This is a genomic window from Bacteroidota bacterium (genome assembly GCA_018816945.1).
Taxonomy (GTDB): Bacteria; Bacteroidota; Bacteroidia; order Bacteroidales.
Genome location: JAHIVC010000099.1, coordinates 341439 through 367682 on the forward strand (window position 1 = coordinate 341439; position 26244 = coordinate 367682).

Here is a 26244-nt window from a genome sequence, read left to right on the forward strand (position 1 = left end):
ATTTGTTTATTCCGATTTAATAACTTCTTTAGTTTCTCCACATCTGAGCATCATATCTCCAAAATAAGGATTATTGATTTCTTCGTCGGCACTTAACCAAAAAGCACCTTTATTGTCGAATGCCATTGGGCAAAATTGAACATAAATTGTATTTTTATTCTTCAGCACAAATCCAAAGCTTTTTATTGCGATGGTCAGATGATCTGAAACAAGCTCAAAGTGGCTTCGTTTCATTTCAATTCCCTGCATCGAAATAATACCTTTAAGGTTTTCCTCAATGGATTTCATTTCCTTCATCCAAAGATTATGAGAATCGCCTTTTAAAAGCGACATTTCAACTTTTCCAAGTTGCTCTAAGGTCAATTTCGCAGAAGCGACCGCAAGTTTTTCATCCGTGGCAACAAAGGCATCTTTCAATGTAAGATAGGACTCAACTACTTCACCTAATTGAGATTTAAAACCGGAAGGTACATTCATCGGTTTCGGATTCATATCCATTTTTGGCTTGGATTGCTCAGTTTGCTTCTCACTATCGGCATTCATTTTCGACATATCATGAGGGATTGAACCAATCCCGCCTGTTGGATTCATCATGCTGGTTTTACCGGCCAATTGTGCAGCTGCATCAATACTGAAAGTTCCATTGGTTACAATTTCTTCACCTTCCGTCAATCCTTCAAGTACAACATAAGTATTCTTCATTGCAGCACCTAAGGTTATTTCCCGTAATTTAAAAGAGGCATGTTCTGTTTCCGGTATTTTCACATAAACGACTGAACGTGTTCCAGTCCATAAAACTGCTGTTTGTGGAATTGTGAGTTGATCAGCATTTTCTTTTAAGGTGGAATGAATGATCCCGTTAATAAACATTTCGGGTTTTAACAGCATCTCAGAATTATTCATTTCAATTCTTATACCGGCAGTTCGGGTTGTTGCATTAATGATTGGATCGATAAAGGTTATTTTCCCGGTAAAAGTTTTTCCGGGAATTGCCTGGCTCGTGAATTCTACATTTTGGTCCATCGAAATCCAATTCAGGTCTGATTCATAAGCATCGAATATGCCCCATACCTTCGATAAATCAACCACATCGAACAATACGGCTCCTTTGTTAATATAATCACCTTCATTTACCTTCCGGCTAACTACAATTCCTGAAGTGTTAGCAAAAATTTCAAAAGTGGATGATACATTCCCCGATTGTTCAATTTCGTTGATTTGATCCTTTGAAAGTTTCCAGTTGCGCAATTTTTCTCGCGCTGCTTCAACTAAAGCCGGATATTTGTCCTTTAATGAAAGTGCTTCAATCAACTCTTTTTGTGCAGTTACCAATTCGGGAGAATAAATTCTGGCGATTAACTGACCTTTCTTTACCTGTTCTCCGGTTACATTTATCAGTAGTTTTTCGATACGGCCGGGCACATGAGCAGTTTGCGACTGTTTTAAACGTTCATCAACTTGTATTTTGCCATATAGAAGAACCTCTTTAGAGGCTTGTCCGCGGCTCACAATAGATGTTTGAACTTCGGCCAATTTCATAGCCGATTCACTCATTTCAATGGCTTGATCATCAATTTCAACATTTGAACTTTTTAATGGAATTAAATCCATGCCACAGATTGGACAATCACCAGATTTATCCATTCTTATTTGAGGATGCATGGCGCAAGTCCAGATGGTTTTTTCAGCATCTGAATGTTCATGTGTTGTAGATTCTGTTGAAATTTGATTGGGTTCGGAATGATGGAAAAACAACCATCCAAGCAGTAAACCAGCAATTAAAAGCAAACCGGCTTTAAAATATGTATTTGAAAAAAACTTTATTGGTTTCATATCTCTTATCTTTTTATGGAATTCATTAATTTTTCAGCTAGTGCCACAGACATATTGTAATCTGTTATTGCTTCTATGTGTTTAAATCCAAAGTCCAAAACCTTGTATTGCATTCGAAGTACTTCTTCATAATTGGTCCCGGATGTTGCAAATCCGGCAAGGAGCAAATCGGTGGTTTTCTGGGCTAATTCTTCTTGCTGTTGGTAAAGCGTCACACGTCTTTTGGCATCGTCAAGGTTTTGTACAAAACTTCGGTATTGAACCATCAAATTGTTTTTTAAACCAATGGTTTGCTGTTTAACTGCTTCCTGCATCAATATCGCTTCGTTTTGCATGGCATTGTATTTCTTTCGGTAGATGGGAATTGAAACAGAAAGCATCGGCATTAACATATCGGTGCCGTTCATCATAAAAGTATTCCCATCCCTTTTTTGGTTCAGCATGTAATTAAGTCCTACCCCAAGCATGGGCAATCCCATTTTTTTGGCTTTTTGCCCCATAAGTTCATAAGATACAGCTTCATTTCCAAGCATGGCCAGCATTGGATTATTGTTAAGAATACTGTCGACAATAGCTAATTTTTCTGTTGGCAATTGCTGAATGCTTAACGAATCATTTATTTGAATCCGGGTTTTTAAATCACTGTTGAGTAGTGCGTTGAAAATGTTTTCGGTTGTGAGTCGTTGGTCCTTCATCAGTAGCAATTTGTTTTGCTGTTCCAGGATTTCCATCTTAACGCGAAGTACATTTTGTAATCCGCTTTGCTGACCTCCCATTCCTTCCGGCATTGAACTATTTGACATACTGGTTGCAGTAAGCGGAGCTGATGTCATCTGATTCGTTTTCATGCCACCCATGTCATTTGCTCCGGAATTCATGTTTTCTGTTGAGGTTGTATTCATTGATCCTGATCCTGTTGTTCCGGAAGAACTACCGTCTGAGGTTGGTGCTTGAAATTTAATCATTGCCAGTTTTTCAAGCGATTCGAGTAATTGAATGTTTTCTTCAACCAGCGCGATTTCACGGTCGAGTTTAATTAATTGATACCAGTTTGTTTTAACGCGATAAAACAATTCGGCTTTGGCCGCATTAAACAATTGAAATTTTGCTTTTGCCATTTCAGAAGCCTCGTCTTTAGCAGTTTTGAGTGTACCAAACCAGGGGAACATTTGCATTACCTGAATATTTGCCACCTGACTTCCGCCTAGTATTGCCATTGGTTTTGTAAAAACCCCAAATGAAGATTGCGGATCGGGCAAAGAACCAACCTGGGGTACTTTTTCAAGCGATGCTAAATATTGGTTAAATGTTGCCTTTAATTCAGGGTTGTTTTGTGCAGCCATTTCCAAATAACCATCCAGCGAAATATTCTCGGTTTCCTGTGCAAATCCAGTTTTAAGAACTATTAAAAGGATGATTATAACGATGTATGTTTTTATTTTTTCCATGACTCTAATTTTCAATGGTTAATGCTTTTGTTTCATTTTTTTTGACTTCCCCTTCACGCCAAAAACACTGAAGGATCGGAACCACAAATATGGTCATCAGTTGGATGACCATACCGCCAAAAGTTGGGATTGCCATTGGAATCATGATATCAGCACCTTTCCCGGTCGATGAGAGTACAGGTAAAAGGGCGATAATTGTAACAGCCGAGGTCATCATTGCAGGCCGGACCCTTTTATGCCCGGCGAAGATTACCGCGTCCCTGACTTCCTGCACTGTCTTTGGATGACGCTCTTCAAACACCTGATGGATGTAGGTTCCCATCAAAACGCCATCGTCGGTGGCAATGCCAAAAAGGGCGATAAACCCGACCCACACTGCAACACTCAGGTTGATAGTGTGTATCTGGAAAAGGTGGCGCATTTCAACTCCGGAGACTGAAAAATTCAGGAACCATGGTTGGCTGTATAGCCAAAGCATAATAAAACCTCCGGCAAAGGCCACAAACACTCCCGAAAAATGGATCGACGAGGCAGTAAATGTTTTAAACTGAAAATAGAGCAACAGAAATACCGCGATCAAACTAATTGGAATTACAATGGCCAGACGTTTGGTCGCTCTGATCTGATTTTCGTAATTTCCAGCAAAAGCATAGCTTACGCCAGACTGCAAAACCAATTCGCCCGATGCGATTTTCTCTTTCAGAAATTTCTGCGCATCCTCTACCACATCTACTTCAGCGCGTCCTTCAATCTTGTCGAATATCACATAACCGTTTAGAAAGGTGTTTTCGCTTCGTATCATTTGTGGCCCACGGGTGTAGGTAATGTCGGCAAGTTCGCCAAGTGGCACCTGAACGCCTGTCATAGATGGGACTAGAATTTTTTTGATCTCTTCGGGGCTTGAACGCAATTCGCGGGCATAACGCACCCTGATCTGGAACCGTTCACGGCCTTCAACCGAAGTGGTCAAAGCCATACCGCCAACGGCAACCTGCAAAATCTCCTGAACATCCTGAACCGTCATTCCGTAGCGGGCAATGGCAGGCCGATTGAGATTTATTTCGATGTACGGAGCGCCCACAGCACGGTCGTAAAAAACAGAAGGAGCTTTGATCGATGGAACTTCCTTTAACATAGTTTCCAGTTCGATGCCCGCTTTCTCGATGGTCTCTAAGTCAGGCCCATAAACTTTGAGTCCCATGGGTGCCCGCATTCCTGTCGAAAGCATAACCAGTCGTGTTTGAATGGGCTGCAACCGAGGAGCGGAAGTCAGTCCCGGAATGTTGGTTACCTTAATAATTTCATTCCAGATATCGTCGGGTGATTTAATTTCTGGTCGCCATTGCCTGAAGTTATCGCCATTTTTATCAGGTACAAGTTGCTCTCTGCTCATTTTCCGATACCCATCCCGTTCGCGGTTATAAGTCGATCCATCTTGAAGCAGAAAATTATCATCGTGGTCAATTTTAAACGCCATGCGGTGTCCGTTTTCATCCAGAATATATTCAGGCAAATAGTTGATTGTATTTTCAAACATCTGCACTGGCGCCGGATCCAAGGCCGAATTGATGCGTCCCCATTTTCCGACGGCAATCTCTACTTCAGGAATTGCTGACAATCGTTTGTCGAGTATTTCAACATACTCTTGATTCATTTCAATACCGGCATGTGGCATACTGGTAGGCATCAGTAAAAAGGAGCCTTCGTCCAATGCAGGCATAAATTCCTTTCCCAATCCGGGGAATGTTTTGTCGAAACTTTGCCAGGCAGAGGTTTTCTGAATTCCTTCGGGCATAAAACCAAAAACACGGTGTGCGCCTTGCCAGGCCAATATTCCAAAAAGGATGGTGATGATGGGTAAAGCCATAAATGTCCATTTGTTGCTCAAAGCCCATTTCAAGATTGGTACGTAGAAATACACGATCAGCGAAAGAATCAGCAGAACCAGTGTAATGGCAAGCCCGACAAACAAATAATTGGAGAAGTTGCTGTTATGCGCCCCCAGCGGCAGCCATCCAATAGCCAGATAATATATTGCGAACAAAAGGGTTATGGCAATATTGATTAGGTTGGTGAAATTCTTGCGATTTTCGGGCCAGCGAAGAGCCATCAGGTTATTGAACCCAATAGCAGTGAGCGCCAGTGCGGGCCAGATTCCCCAAATGACAAAAATCAGCACACCTGCAACAATCAGTATCCAGTTAAAAACCTTTCGGGTTCGTTTTGTATCTAACCGGAAGTTGAAAAGATAGTAAGCCAACGTGGGCAACACAATCATTCCCAATAGATAGGAGGCCAGCAACGCGAAAGTTTTGGTAAAAGCCAATGGAGTGAAAAGTTTTCCTTCGGCACCTTCCATAACAAAAACCGGAAGAAAACTCACAACCGTAGTAGCTAGTGCAACCGTAACTGCGCCACGGACTTCCGAAGTCGCTTCATAAATCACCTGAACAAGGCGTTTCCCCCTGGAATTTTCGTTTTCAGGCATCTCCAGATGCCGGATGATATTTTCCACATCCACAATCCCAATATCGACCATTACCCCAATGGCGATGGCAATACCCGAGAGGGCAACTATGTTGGCATCCACACCCATCCATTTCATCGCAATGAAGGTCATCAGCACTCCAACCGGCAATAGGAGCGAAACAATGATTGATGCCCTGAGATTAATGATCAATACAATAATGACGATGATGGAGATAAGGATTTCATGCGATAGCGAAGATTCGAGGGTTCCGATGGTCTCCATAATTAACCCTGTGCGGTCATAAAAAGGAACAACTGTAACCTTTGAAATGGTTCCATCATCCAATGTTTTGGATGGAAGACCCGGTTCAATTTCAGCGATTTTCCTTTTAACATTATTGATGACCTCCATGGGATTTGAACCATAACGTGCAACAACCACCGCGCCAACGGCTTCAACTCCGTCCTTATCCAAACCACCACGACGGGGAGCCGGCCCAAAACTGACTTTCGCAACATCGCGAATTCGAACCGGCACATTATTGCGAACCGTAACCACCGCTTCTTTCAAATCATCTAGGCTTTTCACATAACCCAAACCACGAATGACGTATTCCACTTTGTTCAACTCAATAGTTTCTGCACCAATATCTAAATTGCTTTTGCTTACAGCCTGCATCACGTCCATTACAGAAACACCAAAAGCTTTAAGTGCATTGGGATCGACATCTACCTGATATTCTTTTACATAACCACCTATGCTTGCTACTTCTGAAACTCCATTTGCCGATGAGAGGGAATATTTCACATAAAAGTCCTGAATAGTACGGAGCTCTTGAGGATCCCAACCACCAGTGGGTTTACCCGTTTTGGGGTCACGGCCTTCAAGCGTGTACCAGAAAACTTGTCCCAAAGCCGTCGCATCAGGGCCTAAAGTAGGTTGAACACTTTGTGGCAATGTACCGGACGGCAAGGAATTGAGTTTTTCAAGAATCCGCGAACGGCTCCAATAGAATTCAACATCATCATCAAAGATCAGATAAATGAAGGACATCCCAAACATGGAAGTACTGCGGATGGTTTTCACACCCGGAATACCCAGTAATGAGCTACTAAGTGGGTAAGTTATTTGATCTTCGATGTCTTTTGGAGAACGGCCCATCCATTCAGTGGCAACAATCTGCTGGTTGTCGCCAATATCGGGAATGGCATCCACCGGAATCGGATCGCGGGGCAGGGAGCCCGTATGCCAGTTAAAGGGGGCATACACCGTTCCGAGTAGGATGAAAACGACCAATAGCATCATCGAAATCATCCTGTGTTCCAGAAAATATTTGATTATTTTATTAAGCATATTGTATGAGGTTTAATTTGAAAAATGTAAGTTACATCAATACAAAAACAACAGACTAGGTAAATTGCCTAGTTGTTAGTTATTGTTAAACCAAATGCTATAAACGGAAAGATTGTATTTGAGCCAAAAAGACTGACAAGTCGGGTGGCCCAAGATCATTTTTAAAAATGGAAACTAAAGAGATTACTTTGTTCGAGTTAATAATGATAAACTCATTAAGGAATAATTGAATGTCAAATGAAAAAGCATGATCTAAATCCATTGACTGAATTACGGTCATATCATCCTTTAACTGGAATAGTTCACTCTCATTTGAGCAACAACCCTCGCTTATATCACAACATGATTTTGGAGTTGAATTGATTGCAATATCAACCATATTGCCACTACAATAATGCTTTGTAATGGTAAACCCGGTTGTTGTAATGAGGAACAAACCAGCTATCAATAGGCTAATGTAGCGTTTCATCATCGAACTTCAATTTCGGCAAAGGTATTGTTAATAAGGCGAAAGTGTTAATTTTTAACAGAAGTTTAACACTTTCGCTTTAAGTATTTTACAATAGTTTCAATAGTTCAAATTTGTTTAATTGACTCAGAAGTAGTTGGTAATCTTTTTCGATATCCAGTAAATTGTCCTTTAGTTCGTACAAGGTTTTCAACTCAAGAAAATACTCGGTTGTTGAAATTTCACCTTCTTCCAGTGCCTTTTCGATATTTTTCAGATAATTAAGTTTATTCCATAATCCCTGAAATTTTGAGAGTCGTTCACTTGCTGAAATGTAATCATCATAAATGGATTTAATATGATAGTAATGCTCATTCTCGTGCTGCACGATATTGCTTTTCATATGATCCATATTGATTTTACTAACGGACACTTTATTTTTATTTTGCCACAAAGGAACCGACATTCCAAGGATAACCCCTGAGAATTTATCTAAGGTGCTTTTTTCTAATTTATAACCTACTTCAAATTCGGGTAAAGAGCCGATCCTGGTAAGTTTTATGTTCAATTCAGCAATTTTGATCTCTAATTCGATCAGCTTATTAAGCGGATCAACTGATTCGACATGCTCAAATAAAGTGTTTAATGACTCTGGGATAGGTTGTTCGGGATAATCAGCTATATTTAATTGAATAGCTTGACCACCATTTAGTTCAACTAAATGATCTTCTTTTTTCTGGAGAAGATTTGAAATATCCATATACTCATTCTGGATTATCATTTCGCTAATTAATGCTTTATCTAGTTCAAATTGAGTGGTATAACCATTTTGAAGCTTGGTTCGAATATTATTAACTAATTTCATGGCATAATTTGCCCTTATCTTGCTCTCTTCTTTTTTTCTCTTCAGGTAGATGATTTCTATGCAAGCCATTTTAGCCTCTAATAAAATATCGATAGAAAATAATTTTCGGCTATCTTCAGTTTTTTCAATTTCCAAATTCGAAATGGTATTTTTATAAGCATAGCTGCTTGGAAAATCAAATGATTGGAATACTTCAAACTCTTCCCCATAACCGGTTTTATTATTTTGATCCCATAAATGTGAATATGATATGGTAGGATTATTCAGGGTCAGGCCTGTTTTAGCCTCAATATTCAACTTATTTAAATAAGTATTGTTAGCCCGAATACTTTTATTGTTCAACAAAACCGAATGAAGCACTTCATCCATATTTTGTGCAAAAACTGAACCGCAAATGATCAGTGCAAGGAATATATTTAAAATTTTAATTTTCTTCATGTTTGTGTTTTTTTAGCATACGATGAAAAACCAAGGGTATGACATACAAATTTAGCAAAGTTGAGCTTAATAATCCACCCAGAATAACAATTGCCATTGGACTTTGAATTTCGTTACCGGGGCGGTCTCCGTTAAAAGCCAATGGAACCAGTGCCAATGAAGCAGTTAAGGCAGTCATTAAGATAGGGTTTAACCGATCCAATGAACCTTCCAAAATGACTGTTGTTCTGTCCTTTATCGATTTTTCAAGGGCAATATAACGCGAAACTAATAGAATCCCATTTCGGGTGGCAATTCCAAACAGGGTTATAAAACCGATGATAGATGGAATACTAATTACCCCTGAAAATAACCAAACAGCAAATACACCACCAATAATTGCGAGCGGTAAATTAAGCAAAACAACTCCGGCAATTTTTGTGCTTTTGAATTCCTGGTAAAGGATCAAAAAAATGATGAAAATAGCACCAATGGTAGTTAAGTACAAGATACGGGCTGCACTGGCTGCACTTTCGAACTGACCACCATATTCAACATGGTAGCCTTTTGGTAATTTTACAGCTGCTTCGATATGAGAACGAATATCATCAGCTACACTTCCTAAATCGCGACCGGCAACATTTGCCGAAATCACTATTTTTCGTTGGATATTTTCACGACTTATACTATTGGGGCCGGATCCTGAAATAACATCTGCGAGTTGCATTAAAGGCACTTTATAACCTTGGGCAACATCAATTTTTGCCGATTTTATGGCTTCCATTTTATTTCGGTAAACATCATCGTAACGTAATACCAAATCAAATTTTTGTTCGGCAATAAATACATCCGAAATTTTTTCTCCTCCAATAGCAAAATTCACGAACGTGTTAAATTCCTGTAAACTAACTCCGTATTTGGCTAGCATTTCACGGCGTGGACGGATTTTGATTTGGGGGGTTTCAACTTGTTGTTCAACAAATAAATCAACTACACCTTCCACATCTTCAATCGCTTTTTTTATTTCCTGGGCCTTCATGTACATGCTTTGTAAATCTTGGCCGAAAAGCTTAATTGCAATATTTGAGCGGGTTCCTGATAGCATATGATCAATTCGATGGGTAATGGGTTGACCTACCTCAACAATTATTCCCGGAATACCTGATAATTCGTGTCTCACTTCCTCTAAGAATTCATCTTTCGAGCGATCAGTCAAAAGATAAGGCACTTCTAGTTCGGAAACATTGACACCAAACGAATGCTCGGCTTGTTCTGCCCTGCCGGTTTTACGCGAAGTGGTAATAATTTCAGGTATTTGCAATAAAATCTTTTCGGCATGTCGGCCGATTTCATCCGATTCAGCCAAGGATACGCCCGGATATGTTGCCAGATTGATCGTCAGCGATCCTTCATTGAATGGTGGTAAAAAGGTTTTACCGAATGATAGCAGCAAAATGATTGATGCAATTAGTAAAACTGTGGTCAAAGCAAGTACAAGTGAATTAAACTGAAGTGCCTTTTTAAGGGTAGTTTTATATAATGCCTTCAGATTTCTTACCAACCAGTTATCACTTTGAAATTTGCTTAATGATCGCTTATCTGTCAACAATAAACTACATAAAACCGGAGTAAGTGTGAGTGCTACTACTAAAGATGCAAAAAGTGAAACGATAAAGGTAATTCCCAGAGGTCGAAGCATTCGTCCTTCCATCCCATCTAAAAAGAACAATGGGATAAATGCAACAATAATAATGAATGTAGCATTCAAAATGGAAGCTCGTATTTCCAAAGAAGCCTTATAAACTACTTTAAGTTTGTTCTTTTGTTTTTCAATCGGTTTAAGAGCGTTTTCCTTTAGTCGTTTAAATACATTTTCAACGTCGATGATGGCATCATCCACAATCGAACCAATCGCGATTGCCATTCCTCCAAGGCTCATAGTGTTAATCGTAAGCCCCATTAATTTTAGTGTCAGGGCAGCAATGATCAACGAAATGGGGATAGCGATAATGGTAATCATTGTTGTTCTGGCATTCATCAGGAAAACAAGAAGAATGATCACGACTAAAAATGCACCTTCGAATAGAGCTACCTGCACATTCTTCACGGCATTATTAATGAAGTTCGCTTGTTCAAAGATGTTCTCATTAACTTGAACAGAGGCTGGTAATTCAGTTTTTAATTCGTTTAATGTCAGGGATAAAACATCCGTAAGTTTTAGGGTATTTATTTTAGGCTGTTTACTTAGTGTAACTACAACAGCACTTTTCCCTTCATATGATCCTTTTCCAATAGCTGGAGCAGCTCCGATGGCAACTATAGCAACATCGCTAATTTTAACCGAAGCACCATTGATAAATTTCACAACGGTATTTCCGATTTCGACAGGGTCATTTGATCGAACCAGGCCCCTAATCAAATATCGATTGGAATATTCATCAACAAAACTTCCTGATGAATTTTGATTCAGTTGGTCGCAGCTTTCAACTAATTCGGTTAAGCTTACTCCATAATATTCCATTTTATCGGGATTTGCCAAAATTTGATATTCTTTGGTATCCCCACCAATGATGGTAACCTGTGAAATGCCGGGTACTGAAAGTAGGCGTGGCCTAAACTTCCAATCCGCCAAAGTCCGTAGTTCCATTTCACTGATTGAATCAGAGGTCAAACTAAAAATCATTACCTCACCGAGTAATGAAGTTTGCGGTGCAAGTATTGGTTTTTCAACACTTTGTGGCAATGTTTCGATGATGGTAGCAAGCCGTTCATTGATGGTTTGCCTGGCTTGGTAAATATCTGTATCCCAGTCAAATTCGGCCCAAACAATTGAAAATCCCATCGATGAAGATGAACGAAGTCGGCGTAAATTATTGGAACCATTGATGGCTGTTTCGATCGGAAAAGTAACCATTCTTTCCAATTCTTCCGGGGCCATATCATGGGCCTCTGTCATGATAACAACCGTTGGTGCATTCAGGTCGGGGAAAATATCAATTTCCAGCGATTTCCAAACATATGCACCCGAAACCAGAACAATCATTGCTGTTGCCAGAATGATTAGCCTGTTTTTAAGTGAAAAATCTATTATTTTATTTATCATTATTCAATTTCTTAAATGTCAAATTAATTAATCATTCTTAGTGAACATGCCCATGCGATGGGAGTTCTCCGGCCAGAGAGGCCAGTTTAATCCGATAGGCTCCCATGGTCACCACCCTTTCGCCAGCTTCTATCCCTTCCAATACAATCACGTTTATGCCATTGTTGTTCCCTATTATTACATCACGGCTCGTATATCCTTCCCCATCTACCTGAACATATACATGAAAATGACCTTCACTCTCGATTAAGGCTGAAATAGGAATACTCAATACTTCCTGATTTAATTTTGATTCCAGATATATTTCGGCGAACAAACCCGGTGCTAAACTCCCAGGATTATCGATTTCGAAGAAAACAGGCAGGTATGCGTTATCAGCAGATGGTGTAATTGAATATGAAAGTACCTTTCCGTTTAATTTTGTGGTCGAATAAACCTCATTTGAAAAAGTAGTTTTAAAATTTGCCGAAATAATTTTACTAGCTTCTTCAAACCGGTTTTGAGGTAAATTGGCTTTTAGGATTAATTTGTCAGTGAAAATAATCCGGCCCAGTTGCTGACCTTCATCTACAAAATCTCCAGCTTTGATCATTAATTCAGAAATTATTCCCGATTGTGCAGCCTTAATCACCTGGCTGCCATTTGAAAAATTCTTACCAATGGATTCAAAATTTAGCTTCGCATTATCAAAATCAAGCTTTACTTGCAAGTAATCTTTTTCAGAAATGATATTTTCCTTAACTAGTTTTTCAGCTCTTTCTAAATCAGATTTTGCTTTTTCATAGGTTACTTTTTCAGAATGGTATTTTGTATTCAAATTATTGAATGTTAATTGACCTGCATCAACTGTAAATAAAATATCGCCTTTCTTAACCTTTTGGCCAGGCATTAGATTTTGAGCAAATTGAATTACCCCCTCTGTGGGTGCGATTATGGAAGTAACATTTTTTGGCAATGTTTCTATTTGCCCGGAAACCGGAATAATGTTACTGAATGGTTGTGCCTGCAGTTCGACAGTACTGAATTCAATTTCCCATACTTGTTCTTTAATGAAAATGATCTCATCCCCTTCGTGTTTTTCGGCATTGGCGGCAAAAGCTGTTTCAGCTTCTTCATCACTGCCATAAACTAAAAACTCACCTATATTAAAGCTACCGCTTAATTCTTGTCCTTGGTAACTAATTGTTAAAGTTACTTTTTCAATAAATTCTGCAACAAATTTGGCTTGATAAATACCCGGGCTGGATGGAGTTTCAATTATAGTATTAAAATTTGTCTGAGCTCCTTTGATAATTATATTAACTTGTCCGTTTACAATAGGTTTATAGGTATGTAGATTTGTGAGGTGGATCAAAAAACGGCTGCCATGCCCTTTTGTAAAAGCATCTATTTCAGCAAATAATTCGAGATCGGGCGTAAATAAAGTATATGATTTTGAAACATGGGTATGAGCCACAGCCGTCTGCTTATCTTCTTCTGCATTATTTTTACAGCCAGAAAAAGTTAAGTTAGCCATTAATAGGATTAAAATAAATCTTGATAGTTTCATAATTTAAGTAATTAGAAATAAATAATAAATGTTCAGTCAAACTGAAAAACTAGAAATTAAAGAGGAAAATTTGGGGCTAGGCAATAGGAGGTGCCCGAAGGCCATGCGTCTGAATGTTAATTCCAGCCAGAACTTTAAAGTCGGTTAAAATCGGATATTCTATTATGATTTCTTCAGATTGAACAATTGTAAATGCCTCCTGAAATACAATATTTATTGATAGAACAGGCTCTTTAAAAAAGTATCCACGATAATGGTACTCTTTTGAAAGTTTGTCACAAAGAAAACAATCAGAATCTAATTCATTATTGTGATTTGAGACTGTGCTATGACAAGAGCAAACAAGGTTATTATGAGTAAAGCTGATATCAAATGATGATTTAAAGTTCTTATCATGATGGTGGTGAGGAATAAATCCATGGCCGAGATACAATACAAAAATAAGTAACTGAAAATACCTTATCATTTTATGCTTAGGTTGTTTGCTGCGCATTACTCATTTATAATTTGGCTAAGATATAAAAATTTTCAGGCCGTTTTTTTTAGATCAATTATAAATTGGCTTCAAACCTAGTTGTTAGATATTTAACAAATACCTGTTCAAAATGATACTTGATAAATATAAAATTATTATTTTTGAATGGTACACATCTATCAATTAATTTCTCTATGAATTATAAAAACTTACAAGTTGAAATAACAGAAGGAATTGGCTTGGTTACCATCTATCGACCGGAAGCATTGAATGCGTTAAACACAAATTTCTTTTATGAAATGGATCACTTCTTAAGTGAGGTTTCATTGAATAAAAGCATTCAGGTATTAATAATTACAGGAAGTGGAAAAGCTTTCGTGGCCGGTGCAGATATTGCGGAAATGGTTGATAAAACTCCTGCTGAAGGTACTAAGTTTTCACGATTGGGCCAAAATACGTTTAGAAGTCTGGAGAAATTACAAATCCCTGTCATAGGTGCCATTAATGGATTTGCGCTGGGTGGTGGATTAGAATTGGCCATGGCTTGCGATTTTCGCATTGCCAGTTCGAAAGCTAAATTTGGTCAGCCTGAAGTAAATTTAGGAATGATCCCGGGATATGCCGGAACCCAGCGATTACCCCGCTTGGTTGGATTAGCTGATGCTTTGTATTTATTGATGACTGCAGAAATGATAGGAGCTGAAGAAGCCCTTCGGATTGGGTTAGTGCAAAAAGTAGTTGAACCCGAAGAGTTGATGAATGAGGTTCTTAAAATTGCAAAATTGATCCAAACAAAAGGACCTGACGCAATTAAAAAAGTAAAGTATGTTGCAAGAACCGGGATGTTGATGGATTTTGATAAAGCCAATGAACTTGAGGCCGAATATTTTGGAACCCAATTTAAAGCAGAAGGAGAAGAAGGAATGAGGGCTTTTTTGGAAAAAAGGAAACCGAATTGGTAATTGACGATAGTTATACAATGGTTATACAATAGCAATTCAGTTGTAATGCAATAGTAATACAATTGTTTAACATAACAGTAAATGTAATAGCTACAGTATTACAGCGCAACGCAGTGAAGCGTATTACAATTTATAACAGCAAAGCGTATAACGAACAATTTGAAAGAATTAGAAATAGATAAAATGAAACAACTAACCTAATAATTAAAATATAGATTCTATGAATTACGACGAAAGATTAAGAAATGTAACAGTTTTGGGTGCTGCAGGTAAGATGGGAAGTGGAATTCTTCTGCTGACCGCTGTCGAGATGGCCGATCTCAGTTTAAAACCTGAGAACAAAGGAATTCCCTACTGTCTCAATGCCATGGATCTCTCTCAGGAAGGTCTGGCAGGACTTTTACGTTATCTGAAAACCCAGGTAACAAAAATTGCCGAGAAAAAAATTGTTTGGCTGCGTAAAATGTATGCCAATCGTGCAGACTTGATCGAAAACGAAGAAATTTTAAATCAATACGTTTTTGACGTATTGAGCATTGTTCGGCCTGTTACAAAAGTTGAGGTTGCTTACGAATCAAATTTGATTTTTGAAGCGGTGAGCGAAAATAAAGATTTAAAAATCAAAATTTTTAGCCAAATCGATCAGAATAACCCAAACAAACCCTGGTATTTTACCAATACCTCTTCGGTACCTATCAATCTTATCAATGATGGTGCAAATCTGAGCGGACGGGTTTTAGGGTTCCATTTTTATAATCCTCCGGCTGTTCAAAAATTGGTAGAGTTGATTTTACCGAAAAATCCTGTTTCAGGAATGGAAGCTTTTGCTAAAGATTATGCACAAAAACTGGGCAAAATTATTGTCCCTTCAAATGATTTCGCCGGATTTATCGGCAACGGCCATTTCATGCGTGATTCATTATATGCAATAACAGAAATGGAGCGACTTTCAAAAGAAATGTCGTTTGTTGAAGCTGTTTATACCGTAAACAAAGTGGCTCAGGATTATTTGGTACGTCCGATGGGGATTTTCCAATTGATCGATTATGTAGGGATTGATGTGGTTCAGTTTATAATGAACGTGATGAACCCATTCCTTAAAAATGAAGATTTGCATAGCGATTTATTGGATAAAATGATTGATTTAGCTGTAAGAGGTGGTCAAAATTCCGATGGGTCGCAGAAAGATGGATTTTTGAAATATGAGAAAGGGAAACCGGTTGCGATATATAATCCCGACAAAAAAAATTACATAAATATTAGTGAATTTCAGGAAAAATGTGATGCAAAATTAGGCAAATATCCTGATCCGACTGTTAGCTGGAAATCAACCATCAGAAGAAAAGATAAAGATCAGATATTCTCCGAATTTTTTACAACCATGAAATCAATGCCTGATTTGGGAGCTAAACTTGCGCTGAACTATGGAAAACGTTCGAATGAAATAGGACGTCAATTAGTTAGCTCAGGTGTTGCAAATAACGAAGCGGATGTAAACACGGTCATGCTAACCGGATTTTTCCATGCTTACGGACCGATTAATGATTATTTTGTTTTTTAGACAGTAGAAATACAATTGAAATACTTGGTAATACGATGGAAATACTATTGTAAAATAATTTTAAAATGGATCTATATCAGACAAGCAGTGACTTCAACAAGGTATTACAGCGAAGCGTATTACTATTGTATTACAATCTCAAAACAATAACGTTTTCATAAAATAAAACATTGACAATAATACCTTGTGATGGAACTGGAAGAATTAAATATTTATCGAATTGCAATAGAATTGGGTGAAGAAGTATTTTCTATTGTAGATGAATGGGACTATTTTTCAAAGAAAACCATAGGAATTCAGTTGGTAAGATCAGTTGATTCAATCTCAGCAAACATAGCGGAAGGTTATGGCAGATTTCATTATAAGGTTATGGCAGATTTCATTATAAAGATGTAAATAATTTTAGTTTTTTTGCGAGAGGATCTCTATTTGAAACCAAAACTTGGTTAACAAAGGCGAATTATCGAGGTCTTATTGATGATCAAAAGTTCAATGAATTTGAAAATACCATTAAAGACTTTAGTGTAAAGCTTAACAATTACATAAAATCAATAAAAAGCAAAACATAGAACAACGTATTACGTGAGCGCAGCGAACATATCACTATGTATTACAAAGTTTAGCTCAAGTAATGTCCATGAATGTCTAATTATCAAAGAGAAAAAAAGAACTATAAAAATAACACCATGAAAAAATTAAGAAAAAAAGTATACATAACTGCCGGATTTAATACCGTTTCGATGGGTACGGGCCGTAGTGAATTCAATCCCAAAAAAGAACGCCCGGGTTTGGAATATTATATTGAAACCGCAGGTAAAGGAACTATAGCTCAAATTAACGATGCAGCAAATATTGATGAAGGCGTTATCGGAAATTTTATGGCTGCCCGATTTAATAAACAAGCAAATCTCCCTGGTTTTATTCCTACCATCGACGAAAAATTACAATGGAAACCTGCAATTAGTGTTGAAGGTGCCTGTGGTTCGGGTGGACTAGCATTACTTACAGGGCTTAAATCGGTATTGGCCGAAACAGCCGATTCCGTTTTAGTATTGGGTGTTGAAGTTCAAAATACAATGAAGGCCCTTTATGGCGCCGATGTCTTGGCAGGTGCGGGTTGGTACAAAAAACGAAAAGAAGGACATGCCTTTTTCTTTCCCGGACAATTTAGTAATCGGGCCGGAGCTTATTATGAAAAATATGGAAAAGAATACGCGCGCGAAGGAATGAAAAGATGGTATGTGAATGCCATGGAAAATGCGCGTTTATGTGAAACTGCTCAGGAATATGAGAATAAAGCCACTGATTTGTATAGTTTGTACGACAAATTCAAATTAAATGGTGAAACCTTTGTTGACAATCTAACGGTATTGGATTGTTCAAAAGTATCGGATGGAGCATCAGCACTAATCATGGCTTCAAAAGAAGGTTTAGCAAAACTTGGCATTGATAAAAAGGACGCTATTGAAATTGTAGGTTGGGCGCAAGTAATTCGAAATATTACCAATGAACCACCAGATTATACCGAGGTTACTGCAATTAAAAAAGCAGCTAAACAAGCTTTAGATTCAGCTGGTTTAACAATTAATGATTTAGCAACTGTTGAAACGCATGATTGTTTCTCCATTGCCGGAATTTTGGGTGTCGAAGCCCTTGGCTTAGCTGAACCGGGTAAAGGTGCAAAATTTGTAGCCGATGGCCATACTGCCCGCAATGGTAAAATCCCTATAAATACTACTGGTGGACTGATAGGCTGGGGCCATCCAACAGGTGCAACAGGCGTTCATCAAGCAGTAACAATCTGGGAACAACTGACAGGGAAAGCAGGTGCGGCACAAATACAAATACATCCTGAACGCCCTTACGGAATGACCATTAACATGGGCGGTGATGATGTAACTGTTATCGCAATGGTTTATAAAAAAGCAGAATAAATTCAATTTGATAACTTGCCTGCCGAAGTGCAGGTTTGAAAATTTGCTAATTTGAAAATGGATTGAAAATTCACCTTTAGCTTTTCACAAAATTATTTTTGCATTTCCTGAATTTTCAGAAGTAAAAATCGATAAGTATTGCTTTTGGTCATCTTTTCATATCAAATATTTTATTTAACTTAGTTTTTCTAAAATAGAAATTTAAAGATATTGAAATATGAAAAAATTCGCAGTTGTTTTATCCGGATGTGGGGTGTTTGATGGGGCTGAAATTCATGAAGCAACCCTCACAATGTTAGCCATCAAAAAGCTGGGTGCCGACTATCAATGCTTTGCCCCCGATTTTGATCAACATCATGTGATCAATCATTATAACGGCAAAGAAATGAAAGAAAGCCGCAATGTGCTGGTTGAATCTGCCAGAATAGCACGTGGGAAAATTAAATCATTGGATGAATTTGTGGAAAAGGAATTTGATGCACTTATTTTTCCCGGTGGATTTGGAGTGGCCAAAAACCTTACGAACATAGCATTTAAAGGAGCATCTGCTGAGGTTGACGAAGAAGTGGAAAGGGCTGTAAAAGAGATGTTGGCTGCAAAAAAACCAATTGGGGCACTCTGTATTTCTCCAACCATGATTGCAAAAATTATTGGTGATGTGAAAGTAACAATTGGCCAGGATGAAGGAACAGCGCAGGTTATCGAGGAGATGGGCGGAACCCATATTAAGACCGATCATGGAGATGTGGTTGTGGATGATGAAAAACTTGTTTTTACCTCTCCTTGTTATATGTTGGATGCCGATATTACCCAAATTTGGGATGGGGCTTATAATACCGTTGAGGCAATGATGCAGTTTATGGAATGAAATAAAATTGAACATTGAGCATAGTCGAAATATTCAATTTTTAAAATGTGACTTCGACTTGGTTCGATTAAACTCACCAAAAGTCGCTCAATGTCCGGATAAGATAAAAGGAGACTGAGCTAAGCTGAAGTATTCACGGACAAATAAAACCCATGAACAAAATAACCAAACTTTTTAACATCAAGTACCCCATCATTCAGGGTGGAATGATTTGGTGCAGTGGCTGGGAACTGGCTTCGGCAGTAAGTAATGAAGGCGGATTGGGACTGATTGGTTCGGGTTCAATGTATCCTGAGGTATTGAGAGATCATATCCGAAAATGTAAAAAAGCAACCGACAAACCATTCGGAGTAAATATTCCGCTTCTATATCCGCAAACCGACGATCACCTCAAAATCATTTTGGAGGAAGGGGTTAAAATTGTGTTTACATCTGCCGGGAACCCTAAAAAACATACTTCATTATTGAAAGAAAATGGGGTTATTGTTGTTCACGTGGTAGCTAATGAGAAATTTGCCTTAAAATGCGTTGAAGCCGGTGTAGATGCGATCGTTGCCGAAGGTTTTGAAGCGGGTGGTCATAATGGATTTGAAGAAACAACAACCATGGCACTCATTCCTCAACTTAGAAAAGTGATAGATATTCCTTTAATTGCCGCAGGTGGAATAGGTAGCGGCAGAAGCATGCTTGCAGCTATGGCATTAGGTGCAGATGGGGTGCAAATTGGAAGTCTTTTTGCCGCTTCGATTGAATCTTCCGCTCATGTAAATTTTAAGCAACAAGTATTAAAAGCATCCGATGGAGATACTAAACTTACCTTAAAACAATTGGTTCCGGTACGTCTCATTCGGAATAAATTTTTAAATGAAGTGGAAGAAGCAGAAAAAAGAGGGGCTTCGAAAGAAGAATTATTGGAATTGCTCGGTAGGGGCAGGGCAAAAAAAGGAATGTTTGAAGGGGATATTGAAGAAGGGGAAATGGAAATTGGTCAGGTTTCATCCATAATTCATGAGATACTTCCGGTAAAAAAAATCATAAAAAATCTCATCACAGAATTCAATAAAGCAAAAACACAGATAATCCAAATTGATCTTTAATTGATCAAAATGTTTTGTATTTTTGAACCTTGAGTTGTTAACTCATTAACAAATAGAGTAACCTAATTAACCAATAAAAATTATGGATTTCAATCTTACCGAAGAGCAATTAATGATACAACAAGCAGCCCGCGATTATGCTGAAAGGGAATTACTGCAAGATGTTTTGGAACGTGATGCTAAAGCCGAGTTCCCGGTCCAGCATATAAAAAACCTTGCAGAATTAGGATTCATGGGCATGATGGTTGATCCTAAATATGATGGAGGTGGGATGGATGCCATTTCTTATGCACTTGCCATCGAAGAAATTTCAAAAATCGACGCGGCTACTGCTGTGGTTATTTCGGTGCATAATTCTTTGGCCTGTTATGGAATTGAAAAATTTGGCACAGAATTTCAAAAAGAGAAATATTTAAGGGATATGGCCAAAGGAGTAAAAATTGGTGCTTTTCTATTATCCGAACCTGAGGCAGGATCTGACGCATCCATGCAACATACCCTAGCTGAAGACAAAGGCGATCATTATTTGATTAATGGTACTAAAAACTGGATATCGACCGCAAAACATGCTTCGGTATATGTTTTAATAGCGCAAACAAATCCCGAGAAAAAACATCATGGCATCAATGCTTTCATTGTTGATAGTAATTCTCCAGGCATCAGTCTTGGCCAGCATGAAGACAAAATGGGCATGCGAAGTTCCGATACTTATTCAGTCATGTTCAATGATGTGAAAGTACCTAAGGAAAACCGAATTGGAGAGAACGGTTTTGGGTTTAAATTCGCCATGCAATCTTTGGAATCAGGCAGGATTGGAATTGCAGCTCAGGCTACAGGTATTGCTACCGGGGCATTTGAGCGGGCACTCGCCTATGCCAAAGAGCGTAAGGCTTTCGGGAAAGTGATCGGAATGCATCAGGTCATCGGGTTTAAATTATCTGACATGGCCGTAAAAACCGAAGCTGCCCGATTTTTTGTTCATAAAGCGGCCTGGTTAAAAGATACGCACCAACCCTTTGGGGTTGCCAGTGCTAAGGCAAAACAATATGCTGCCGATATTGCCATGGAAGTTACTACAGAAGCAGTTCAGATATTTGGAGGTTACGGATATGTAAAAGAGTATCACGTAGAGAGATTAATGCGAGAAGCAAAACTTACCCAAATTTATGAGGGTACCTCTGAAATACAAAAAATGATTATTACCAGATCACTACTTAGAGATTAGTATGCTCAGTGGTTTGATTGTTTCATTGTTACACTGTTTCATTGTTGTATTAATAAACATGTTGTGGATATGAAATACATTCAGTTAAATGATATTGATGCTTACAAGATATCTTTTAATCTCAGTAACAAGGTTTGGAATATAGTTCTTCATTGGGATTTTTTTGCAAAAGACACTATCGGAAAGCAATTTGTCAGATCAATCGATTCAATTTCTGCTAATTTAGCTGTAGGATTTGGTAGGTATTCTAAGAAAGATAAAATAAAATTTTATAGGATTAGCTACGGATCACTCAAAGAATCAATTGATTGGAATGAAAAATCAAAGGTTAGAAAACTTCTGACCGAAGAAGAGTATCATCAGATTTACAATAGTTTAAATGAACTTCCAAAATATATTAACCAATTAATCAATTATACTGAAGAAAAAATAAAAATCTAAATTTTATCTTAATCATTGAAACAATGTAACCATGAAACAATGGGTCACTTAATTTTTAAATTATTTTATCTTTGCCACTTATTACTTTAACAGAAATTACTAATTAATAAATTGAAATATGAGAATTTTGATCTGCTTAAGCAATGTTCCGGATACTACGACTAAGGTAAAATTTAGCGGGGACAATACTGCTTTCGACAAAACCGGGGTTCAATGGATTATCAATCCATGGGATGAGCTTGCTTTAACCAGGGCTCTTGAACTAAAAGAAACTTCAGGAGGAGCCATAAGCTCTATAAGCATTGCTACAGTTGGAAGAAGCGAAGTTGAACCAACCATGCGAAAAGCTCTGGCAATTGGCGCTGACGATGCAATTCGGATTGATGCCGATCCAACTGATGCTTATTATGTAGCTGCTCAATTAGCTGAGATTGCCAAAGATTTTGACATCATCATGGCAGGTATTGAAGCCAGTGATTATAATGGTTCGGTAGTTGGCGGTATGCTTTCTGAATTTTTAAACATCCCCTCAATCTCATCGGTATCTCAGTTGAATATTGATGGTGGAGCTGTTTCCCTCGTTCGTGAGATTGATGGCGGTTCAGAAGTAATGAAAACGACTACTCCGTTTGTAGCCATCGTTCAAAAAGGAATAGCCAAAGAACCCAGAATCCCTGCGATGCGTGGTATCATGATGGCACGGACAAAACCTTTAAAAGTTATACCTGCCGTTGTGGTAGAATCCTTGACCGAATTCGTTTCTTATGTACTACCAGCTCCAAAAGCCAAGTGTAAAATGGTGGATGCAGAGAATGTGAAGGAATTGGTTGATTTATTGAAGAACGAAGCCAAAGCTATTTAATTTGAAAACCTGCTTGCAGCAGGCAAGTGTGTTAATCTGAAGATTTGAAAATGCTTGGATGAGAAATGACAAAGAAAATATAATCGTTGATTTGACCTTTAAGTTTGCTTTAGGAGTTATAGAATTTTCTGAATTATTACTTGAGAATAAAAACTATATCATATCAAAACAAATTCTTAAATCCGGAACTTCAATAGGGGCATTGGTAAGAGAAGCGCAAAATGCTGAGAGTAAGGCAGACTTTATTCATAAAATGAAGATTGCAGCCAAGGAGGCAGATGAAACAATGTATTGGTTAGAACTTTGTAAATTTTCTAAAAATTATCCAAATGGCAATTTATTGATTGAAGATTTGACCAGTATAATAAAAGTGCTTTCAAAAATTATTGGAACATCAAAAAGATGATTTTACAATTATCAAATTTTCAAATCTGCTAATTTTCAAATTTATTTATAAATATGAACTGAGAAGATAAAGTATTCAAATAAATAAATATAGAAAAGATGTCAATATTAGTATATACAGAAAACTGGGATGGGAAATTCAAAAAATTAAGTTTTGAATTGGTATCCTATGCAAATGAAATTGCCAAACAAATGAATACCAAAGTGGTTGCAGTTTCAATCGGAAAAGTGGAAGATTCCGAATTAAAAAATTTAGGTTCTTATGGTGCCGGCAAAATAATTAGTGTTAAAAACGAAAAACTGGCTGTCCTTGCTAATCAGCCTTTTGCAAAAGTAATTGCTGAAATAGCCCGGAAAGAAGCTACCGATGTTATCATCTTGTCTCATAATATCACCGGAAAAGCTATTGCACCAAGAGTTTCGGTAAAATTGAAAGCCGGATTAGTTTCAGGTGTTATTGAAGTGCCTTCAAATTATAGTCCTTTTACCGTAAAGAAAAAAGCTTTTACGGGCAAAGCCTTTGCAAATGTAGTTGTTAAATCGAATGTGAAAATCCTTACCCTTGCTCAAAATTCATTTGGGGTGGTTGAAGATGCTAAAGATGCAGAGATTGAAGTTTTTGAACCGGCTTTGGATTCTTCAGAATTTAAAACAGAGCGATTAGAAATTAATAAAGTAACAGGCAAGGTATTATTGGGTGATGCTGATATCGTCGTTTCAGGAGGAAGAGGAATGAAATCCCCAGAAAACTGGGCCCCACTGGAAGAGTTAGCCGGATTATTAGGTGCAGCAACAGCTTGTTCAAGGCCCGTTTCGGATGAAGGATGGCGTCCTCATGGTGAACATGTTGGACAAACAGGTAAAATGATTGCTCCAAATTTGTATTTCGCATTAGGAATTTCAGGAGCTATTCAGCATTTAGGAGGCGTTAGTTCTTCAAAAGTAATCGTAGCGGTGAATACCGATAAGGATGCTCCTATTTTTGAAGCAGCTGATTATGGAATTATCGGGGATGTGCAAAAAGTATTGCCTCAACTGATTACCGCGGTTAAGGCTGCAAAAGCAGAATAAAAAGAATTATGAGTGATGAGTTATATGTTAATTCAACTAATAACTCATAACTTCTTCTAATTGTTTAACACATTTACGTTTCGGTGTTTTTGCAATCATTGATTCCGCCACGATTTCAGCAATATCTTTAACAGGAATACCTGCTGATTTTGCAAACGTTTTTTTACAGAGCGGACAAGAAGTTGCCAGCACATCTGGATTATATATCAGCAATGAAGAAAGGGCATCTTCTCTGATCAAATCCACTTGTTTAGTTCCCAATTTGAAGTTTGCCAAACTATTTCCACAGCAGGGAGCATTTTTACCTTCATCGGCAGACGATACTAAGGTCGCTGCTTTTTCTATAATTTGGCGTGGTGCTTCATAAATACCGCTTCCTCTGCCTAATTCACAAGGATCATGATAGGCAACTCTATCAGGCTTAACAATCAGTTTGATTCTGTTTTGATCAATCAAGTGCCATAAATAGGTTGTATGATGCAGAACTTCTATCTCTAAATCATAATCTTCCTTAAAAACTTTATAACAAATGGGGCAGGATGTAACCAAATATTTTGCTCCTGAATTTTGAATAATTTCACGATTGTAGTCCATTAATTTTTTTGCTGAAGCACATTCTCCTGCAAGCATTAGCGGTCGACCACAACATACGCCCCCATCTTTGTCCATGAAGAGATAATCCACATGAGCGGTTTCAAAAATCTCAACCATGGAGTTTTTGATTCCCGGAGTAAGATGGGTCATACATCCGGCGAAGTATAATACTTCTGCATTTACCGGAATATGTTTGGGTAAGAATTCAAAATCGGAGTGATCGAGGCTTAATTTGTTTCTTTGTGTTAATCTCAGGTTCTTCAAATTGATGTCCACCGGACAAACTTCCTCGCACTTGCCACATTGCAGGCAGTTCATAGCCAATTCTGGGCTTACTTCTTTATTTCTAAGAGACTGAAGGAAATAAACAGCCGATGAACCTCCTTCTCCGGCAACATTTAGTTGGCATTGGTCGATACAAATTCCACATCTTGGGCAGGAACTTACTTCAATTTCTGAAAAACTATTGAATTCTTTATCGGTTTTAATTCCGTAATTTTTTAAAAAGATGAGCAACATTTCTGTTGGAATATGCATGTACCTTGAAAACGGAAGTGCAATAAAAAAAATACCCAAGGATAGGCTGTAGGCCCACCAGGCCGGATACATTAATTGTTGTACAGGCAGAAAAGTTGCAAGCAGCTCACCTAAGCTTCCGGTCAAAAAATGCCCGGAATCAAAAACTCCGCTTGTAATACTTTCTGCCAGTAATCGAAGTGGAAATATGCACCATAAGGAAGCCAATGCAAATTTATCCCCGATTTTAAGTTTCGTTGTCTTTTTCAGGCCAAAAAACTTTGATTTGAAGCGTTTAAAGATGGCTAGAAATAATCCGGAAAGGATAAAAAGAAGCAGAAAATCCATCAAAAAAGTATAGGTTTTTGAATAGAAAAAAGGAGGATGAAAAGGTTCGAAATATTTAAAAAAGATGGCAAAATATAAGGGATTGAAAAAATCGTGACTGAAAGATAAGGTTCCCAATTTTCCAAAAACAATTAATAAAAACCAGCCAAAGGCCAAACTCATGTGCATATAACCCAATACCGGATTCACTTTTAAAACCTTTCGGTGCAGCAGGCTCTCCATAAAGATTTCTTTGATAGAAGCCAATGTTTTTTTGGTAAAAAATCCTTTCTTTATTTTGCTTTTATCAACTTCACTCAAACGAATGATCCAAAGCGAAAATTTGATGATGAGGACACCAAAAATAAAATACAATCCGACTATAAACGGTAATACGAAGGGATCAAATTGTTTCATTTC

19 protein-coding genes and 1 pseudogene are annotated in these 26244 nt (G+C 38.0%); 11 read left to right on the forward strand and 9 right to left on the reverse strand.

Annotation, left to right across the window (positions count from 1 at the left end):
• Positions 1 to 6 precede the first annotated feature (6 nt).
• The 8 genes from KKG99_15760 to KKG99_15795 form a co-directional block, all read right to left on the reverse strand.
• Complete coding sequence (locus KKG99_15760) at positions 7 to 1833, reverse strand: efflux RND transporter periplasmic adaptor subunit (protein ID MBU1014454.1); 1827 nt, start codon at positions 1831 to 1833, stop codon at positions 7 to 9.
• Between the two features lie 5 nt (positions 1834 to 1838).
• Positions 1839 to 3281 carry a TolC family protein gene (locus tag KKG99_15765; GenBank protein ID MBU1014455.1) on the reverse strand — a complete coding sequence of 481 codons (1443 nt, stop codon included), beginning with the start codon at positions 3279 to 3281 and terminating at the stop codon, positions 1839 to 1841.
• A gap of 4 nt (positions 3282 to 3285) precedes the next feature.
• Positions 3286 to 7104 (reverse strand): efflux RND transporter permease subunit, encoded by a 3819-nt coding sequence (locus tag KKG99_15770; GenBank protein MBU1014456.1) that lies wholly within the window; start codon positions 7102 to 7104, stop codon positions 3286 to 3288.
• 97 nt (positions 7105 to 7201) lie between these two features.
• Positions 7202 to 7576, reverse strand: a complete 375-nt coding sequence (locus KKG99_15775; protein MBU1014457.1) for a hypothetical protein — start codon at positions 7574 to 7576, stop codon at positions 7202 to 7204.
• A gap of 85 nt (positions 7577 to 7661) precedes the next feature.
• Entirely contained in the window at positions 7662 to 8855 is a 1194-nt protein-coding gene (locus tag KKG99_15780; protein ID MBU1014458.1) for a TolC family protein, read from the reverse strand.
• Complete coding sequence (locus KKG99_15785) at positions 8842 to 11937, reverse strand: CusA/CzcA family heavy metal efflux RND transporter (GenBank protein MBU1014459.1); 3096 nt, start codon at positions 11935 to 11937, stop codon at positions 8842 to 8844. The genes KKG99_15780 and KKG99_15785 overlap by 14 nt, the downstream gene beginning before the upstream one ends.
• A 37-nt stretch (positions 11938 to 11974) precedes the next feature.
• Positions 11975 to 13486 (reverse strand): efflux RND transporter periplasmic adaptor subunit, encoded by a 1512-nt coding sequence (locus KKG99_15790; GenBank protein MBU1014460.1) that lies wholly within the window; start codon positions 13484 to 13486, stop codon positions 11975 to 11977.
• Between the two features lie 76 nt (positions 13487 to 13562).
• Positions 13563 to 13952 carry a hypothetical protein gene (locus tag KKG99_15795; protein MBU1014461.1) on the reverse strand — a complete coding sequence of 130 codons (390 nt, stop codon included), beginning with the start codon at positions 13950 to 13952 and terminating at the stop codon, positions 13563 to 13565.
• A gap of 203 nt (positions 13953 to 14155) precedes the next feature.
• Between KKG99_15795 and KKG99_15800 the strand changes: the two genes are divergently transcribed.
• The 11 genes and pseudogenes from KKG99_15800 (at position 14156) to KKG99_15850 (ending at position 24387) form a co-directional block, all read left to right on the forward strand.
• Positions 14156 to 14923 carry an enoyl-CoA hydratase/isomerase family protein gene (locus KKG99_15800; GenBank protein MBU1014462.1) on the forward strand — a complete coding sequence of 256 codons (768 nt, stop codon included), beginning with the start codon at positions 14156 to 14158 and terminating at the stop codon, positions 14921 to 14923.
• Between the two features lie 220 nt (positions 14924 to 15143).
• On the forward strand, positions 15144 to 16484 hold the full coding sequence (locus KKG99_15805) for a 3-hydroxyacyl-CoA dehydrogenase family protein (GenBank protein ID MBU1014463.1): 1341 nt from the start codon (positions 15144 to 15146) through the stop codon (positions 16482 to 16484).
• Between the two features lie 189 nt (positions 16485 to 16673).
• A pseudogene (locus KKG99_15810) lies at positions 16674 to 17053 on the forward strand (four helix bundle protein).
• Positions 17054 to 17170: 117 nt separating this feature from the next.
• Positions 17171 to 18418 (forward strand): 3-ketoacyl-CoA thiolase, encoded by a 1248-nt coding sequence (locus KKG99_15815; protein MBU1014464.1) that lies wholly within the window; start codon positions 17171 to 17173, stop codon positions 18416 to 18418.
• A 217-nt stretch (positions 18419 to 18635) separates the two neighbouring features.
• Positions 18636 to 19286, forward strand: a complete 651-nt coding sequence (gene elbB, locus KKG99_15820) for an isoprenoid biosynthesis glyoxalase ElbB (protein ID MBU1014465.1) — start codon at positions 18636 to 18638, stop codon at positions 19284 to 19286.
• A 152-nt stretch (positions 19287 to 19438) separates the two neighbouring features.
• Positions 19439 to 20383 (forward strand): nitronate monooxygenase, encoded by a 945-nt coding sequence (locus KKG99_15825; protein MBU1014466.1) that lies wholly within the window; start codon positions 19439 to 19441, stop codon positions 20381 to 20383.
• Positions 20384 to 20465: 82 nt separating this feature from the next.
• A complete protein-coding gene (locus KKG99_15830) occupies positions 20466 to 21608 on the forward strand; it encodes an acyl-CoA dehydrogenase family protein (protein ID MBU1014467.1) in 1143 nt (380 codons plus the stop codon).
• A 63-nt stretch (positions 21609 to 21671) separates the two neighbouring features.
• Positions 21672 to 22049, forward strand: a complete 378-nt coding sequence (locus KKG99_15835) for a four helix bundle protein (GenBank protein MBU1014468.1) — start codon at positions 21672 to 21674, stop codon at positions 22047 to 22049.
• 118 nt (positions 22050 to 22167) lie between these two features.
• Positions 22168 to 22911 carry an electron transfer flavoprotein subunit beta/FixA family protein gene (locus tag KKG99_15840; protein MBU1014469.1) on the forward strand — a complete coding sequence of 248 codons (744 nt, stop codon included), beginning with the start codon at positions 22168 to 22170 and terminating at the stop codon, positions 22909 to 22911.
• Between the two features lie 58 nt (positions 22912 to 22969).
• Positions 22970 to 23317 carry a four helix bundle protein gene (locus KKG99_15845; GenBank protein ID MBU1014470.1) on the forward strand — a complete coding sequence of 116 codons (348 nt, stop codon included), beginning with the start codon at positions 22970 to 22972 and terminating at the stop codon, positions 23315 to 23317.
• Between the two features lie 98 nt (positions 23318 to 23415).
• On the forward strand, positions 23416 to 24387 hold the full coding sequence (locus tag KKG99_15850; protein ID MBU1014471.1) for an electron transfer flavoprotein subunit alpha/FixB family protein: 972 nt from the start codon (positions 23416 to 23418) through the stop codon (positions 24385 to 24387).
• Between the two features lie 36 nt (positions 24388 to 24423).
• Here the strand turns inward: KKG99_15850 and KKG99_15855 are convergent, their stop codons facing one another.
• Complete coding sequence (locus KKG99_15855; GenBank protein MBU1014472.1) at positions 24424 to 26241, reverse strand: (Fe-S)-binding protein; 1818 nt, start codon at positions 26239 to 26241, stop codon at positions 24424 to 24426.
• Positions 26242 to 26244: the final 3 nt, after the last annotated feature.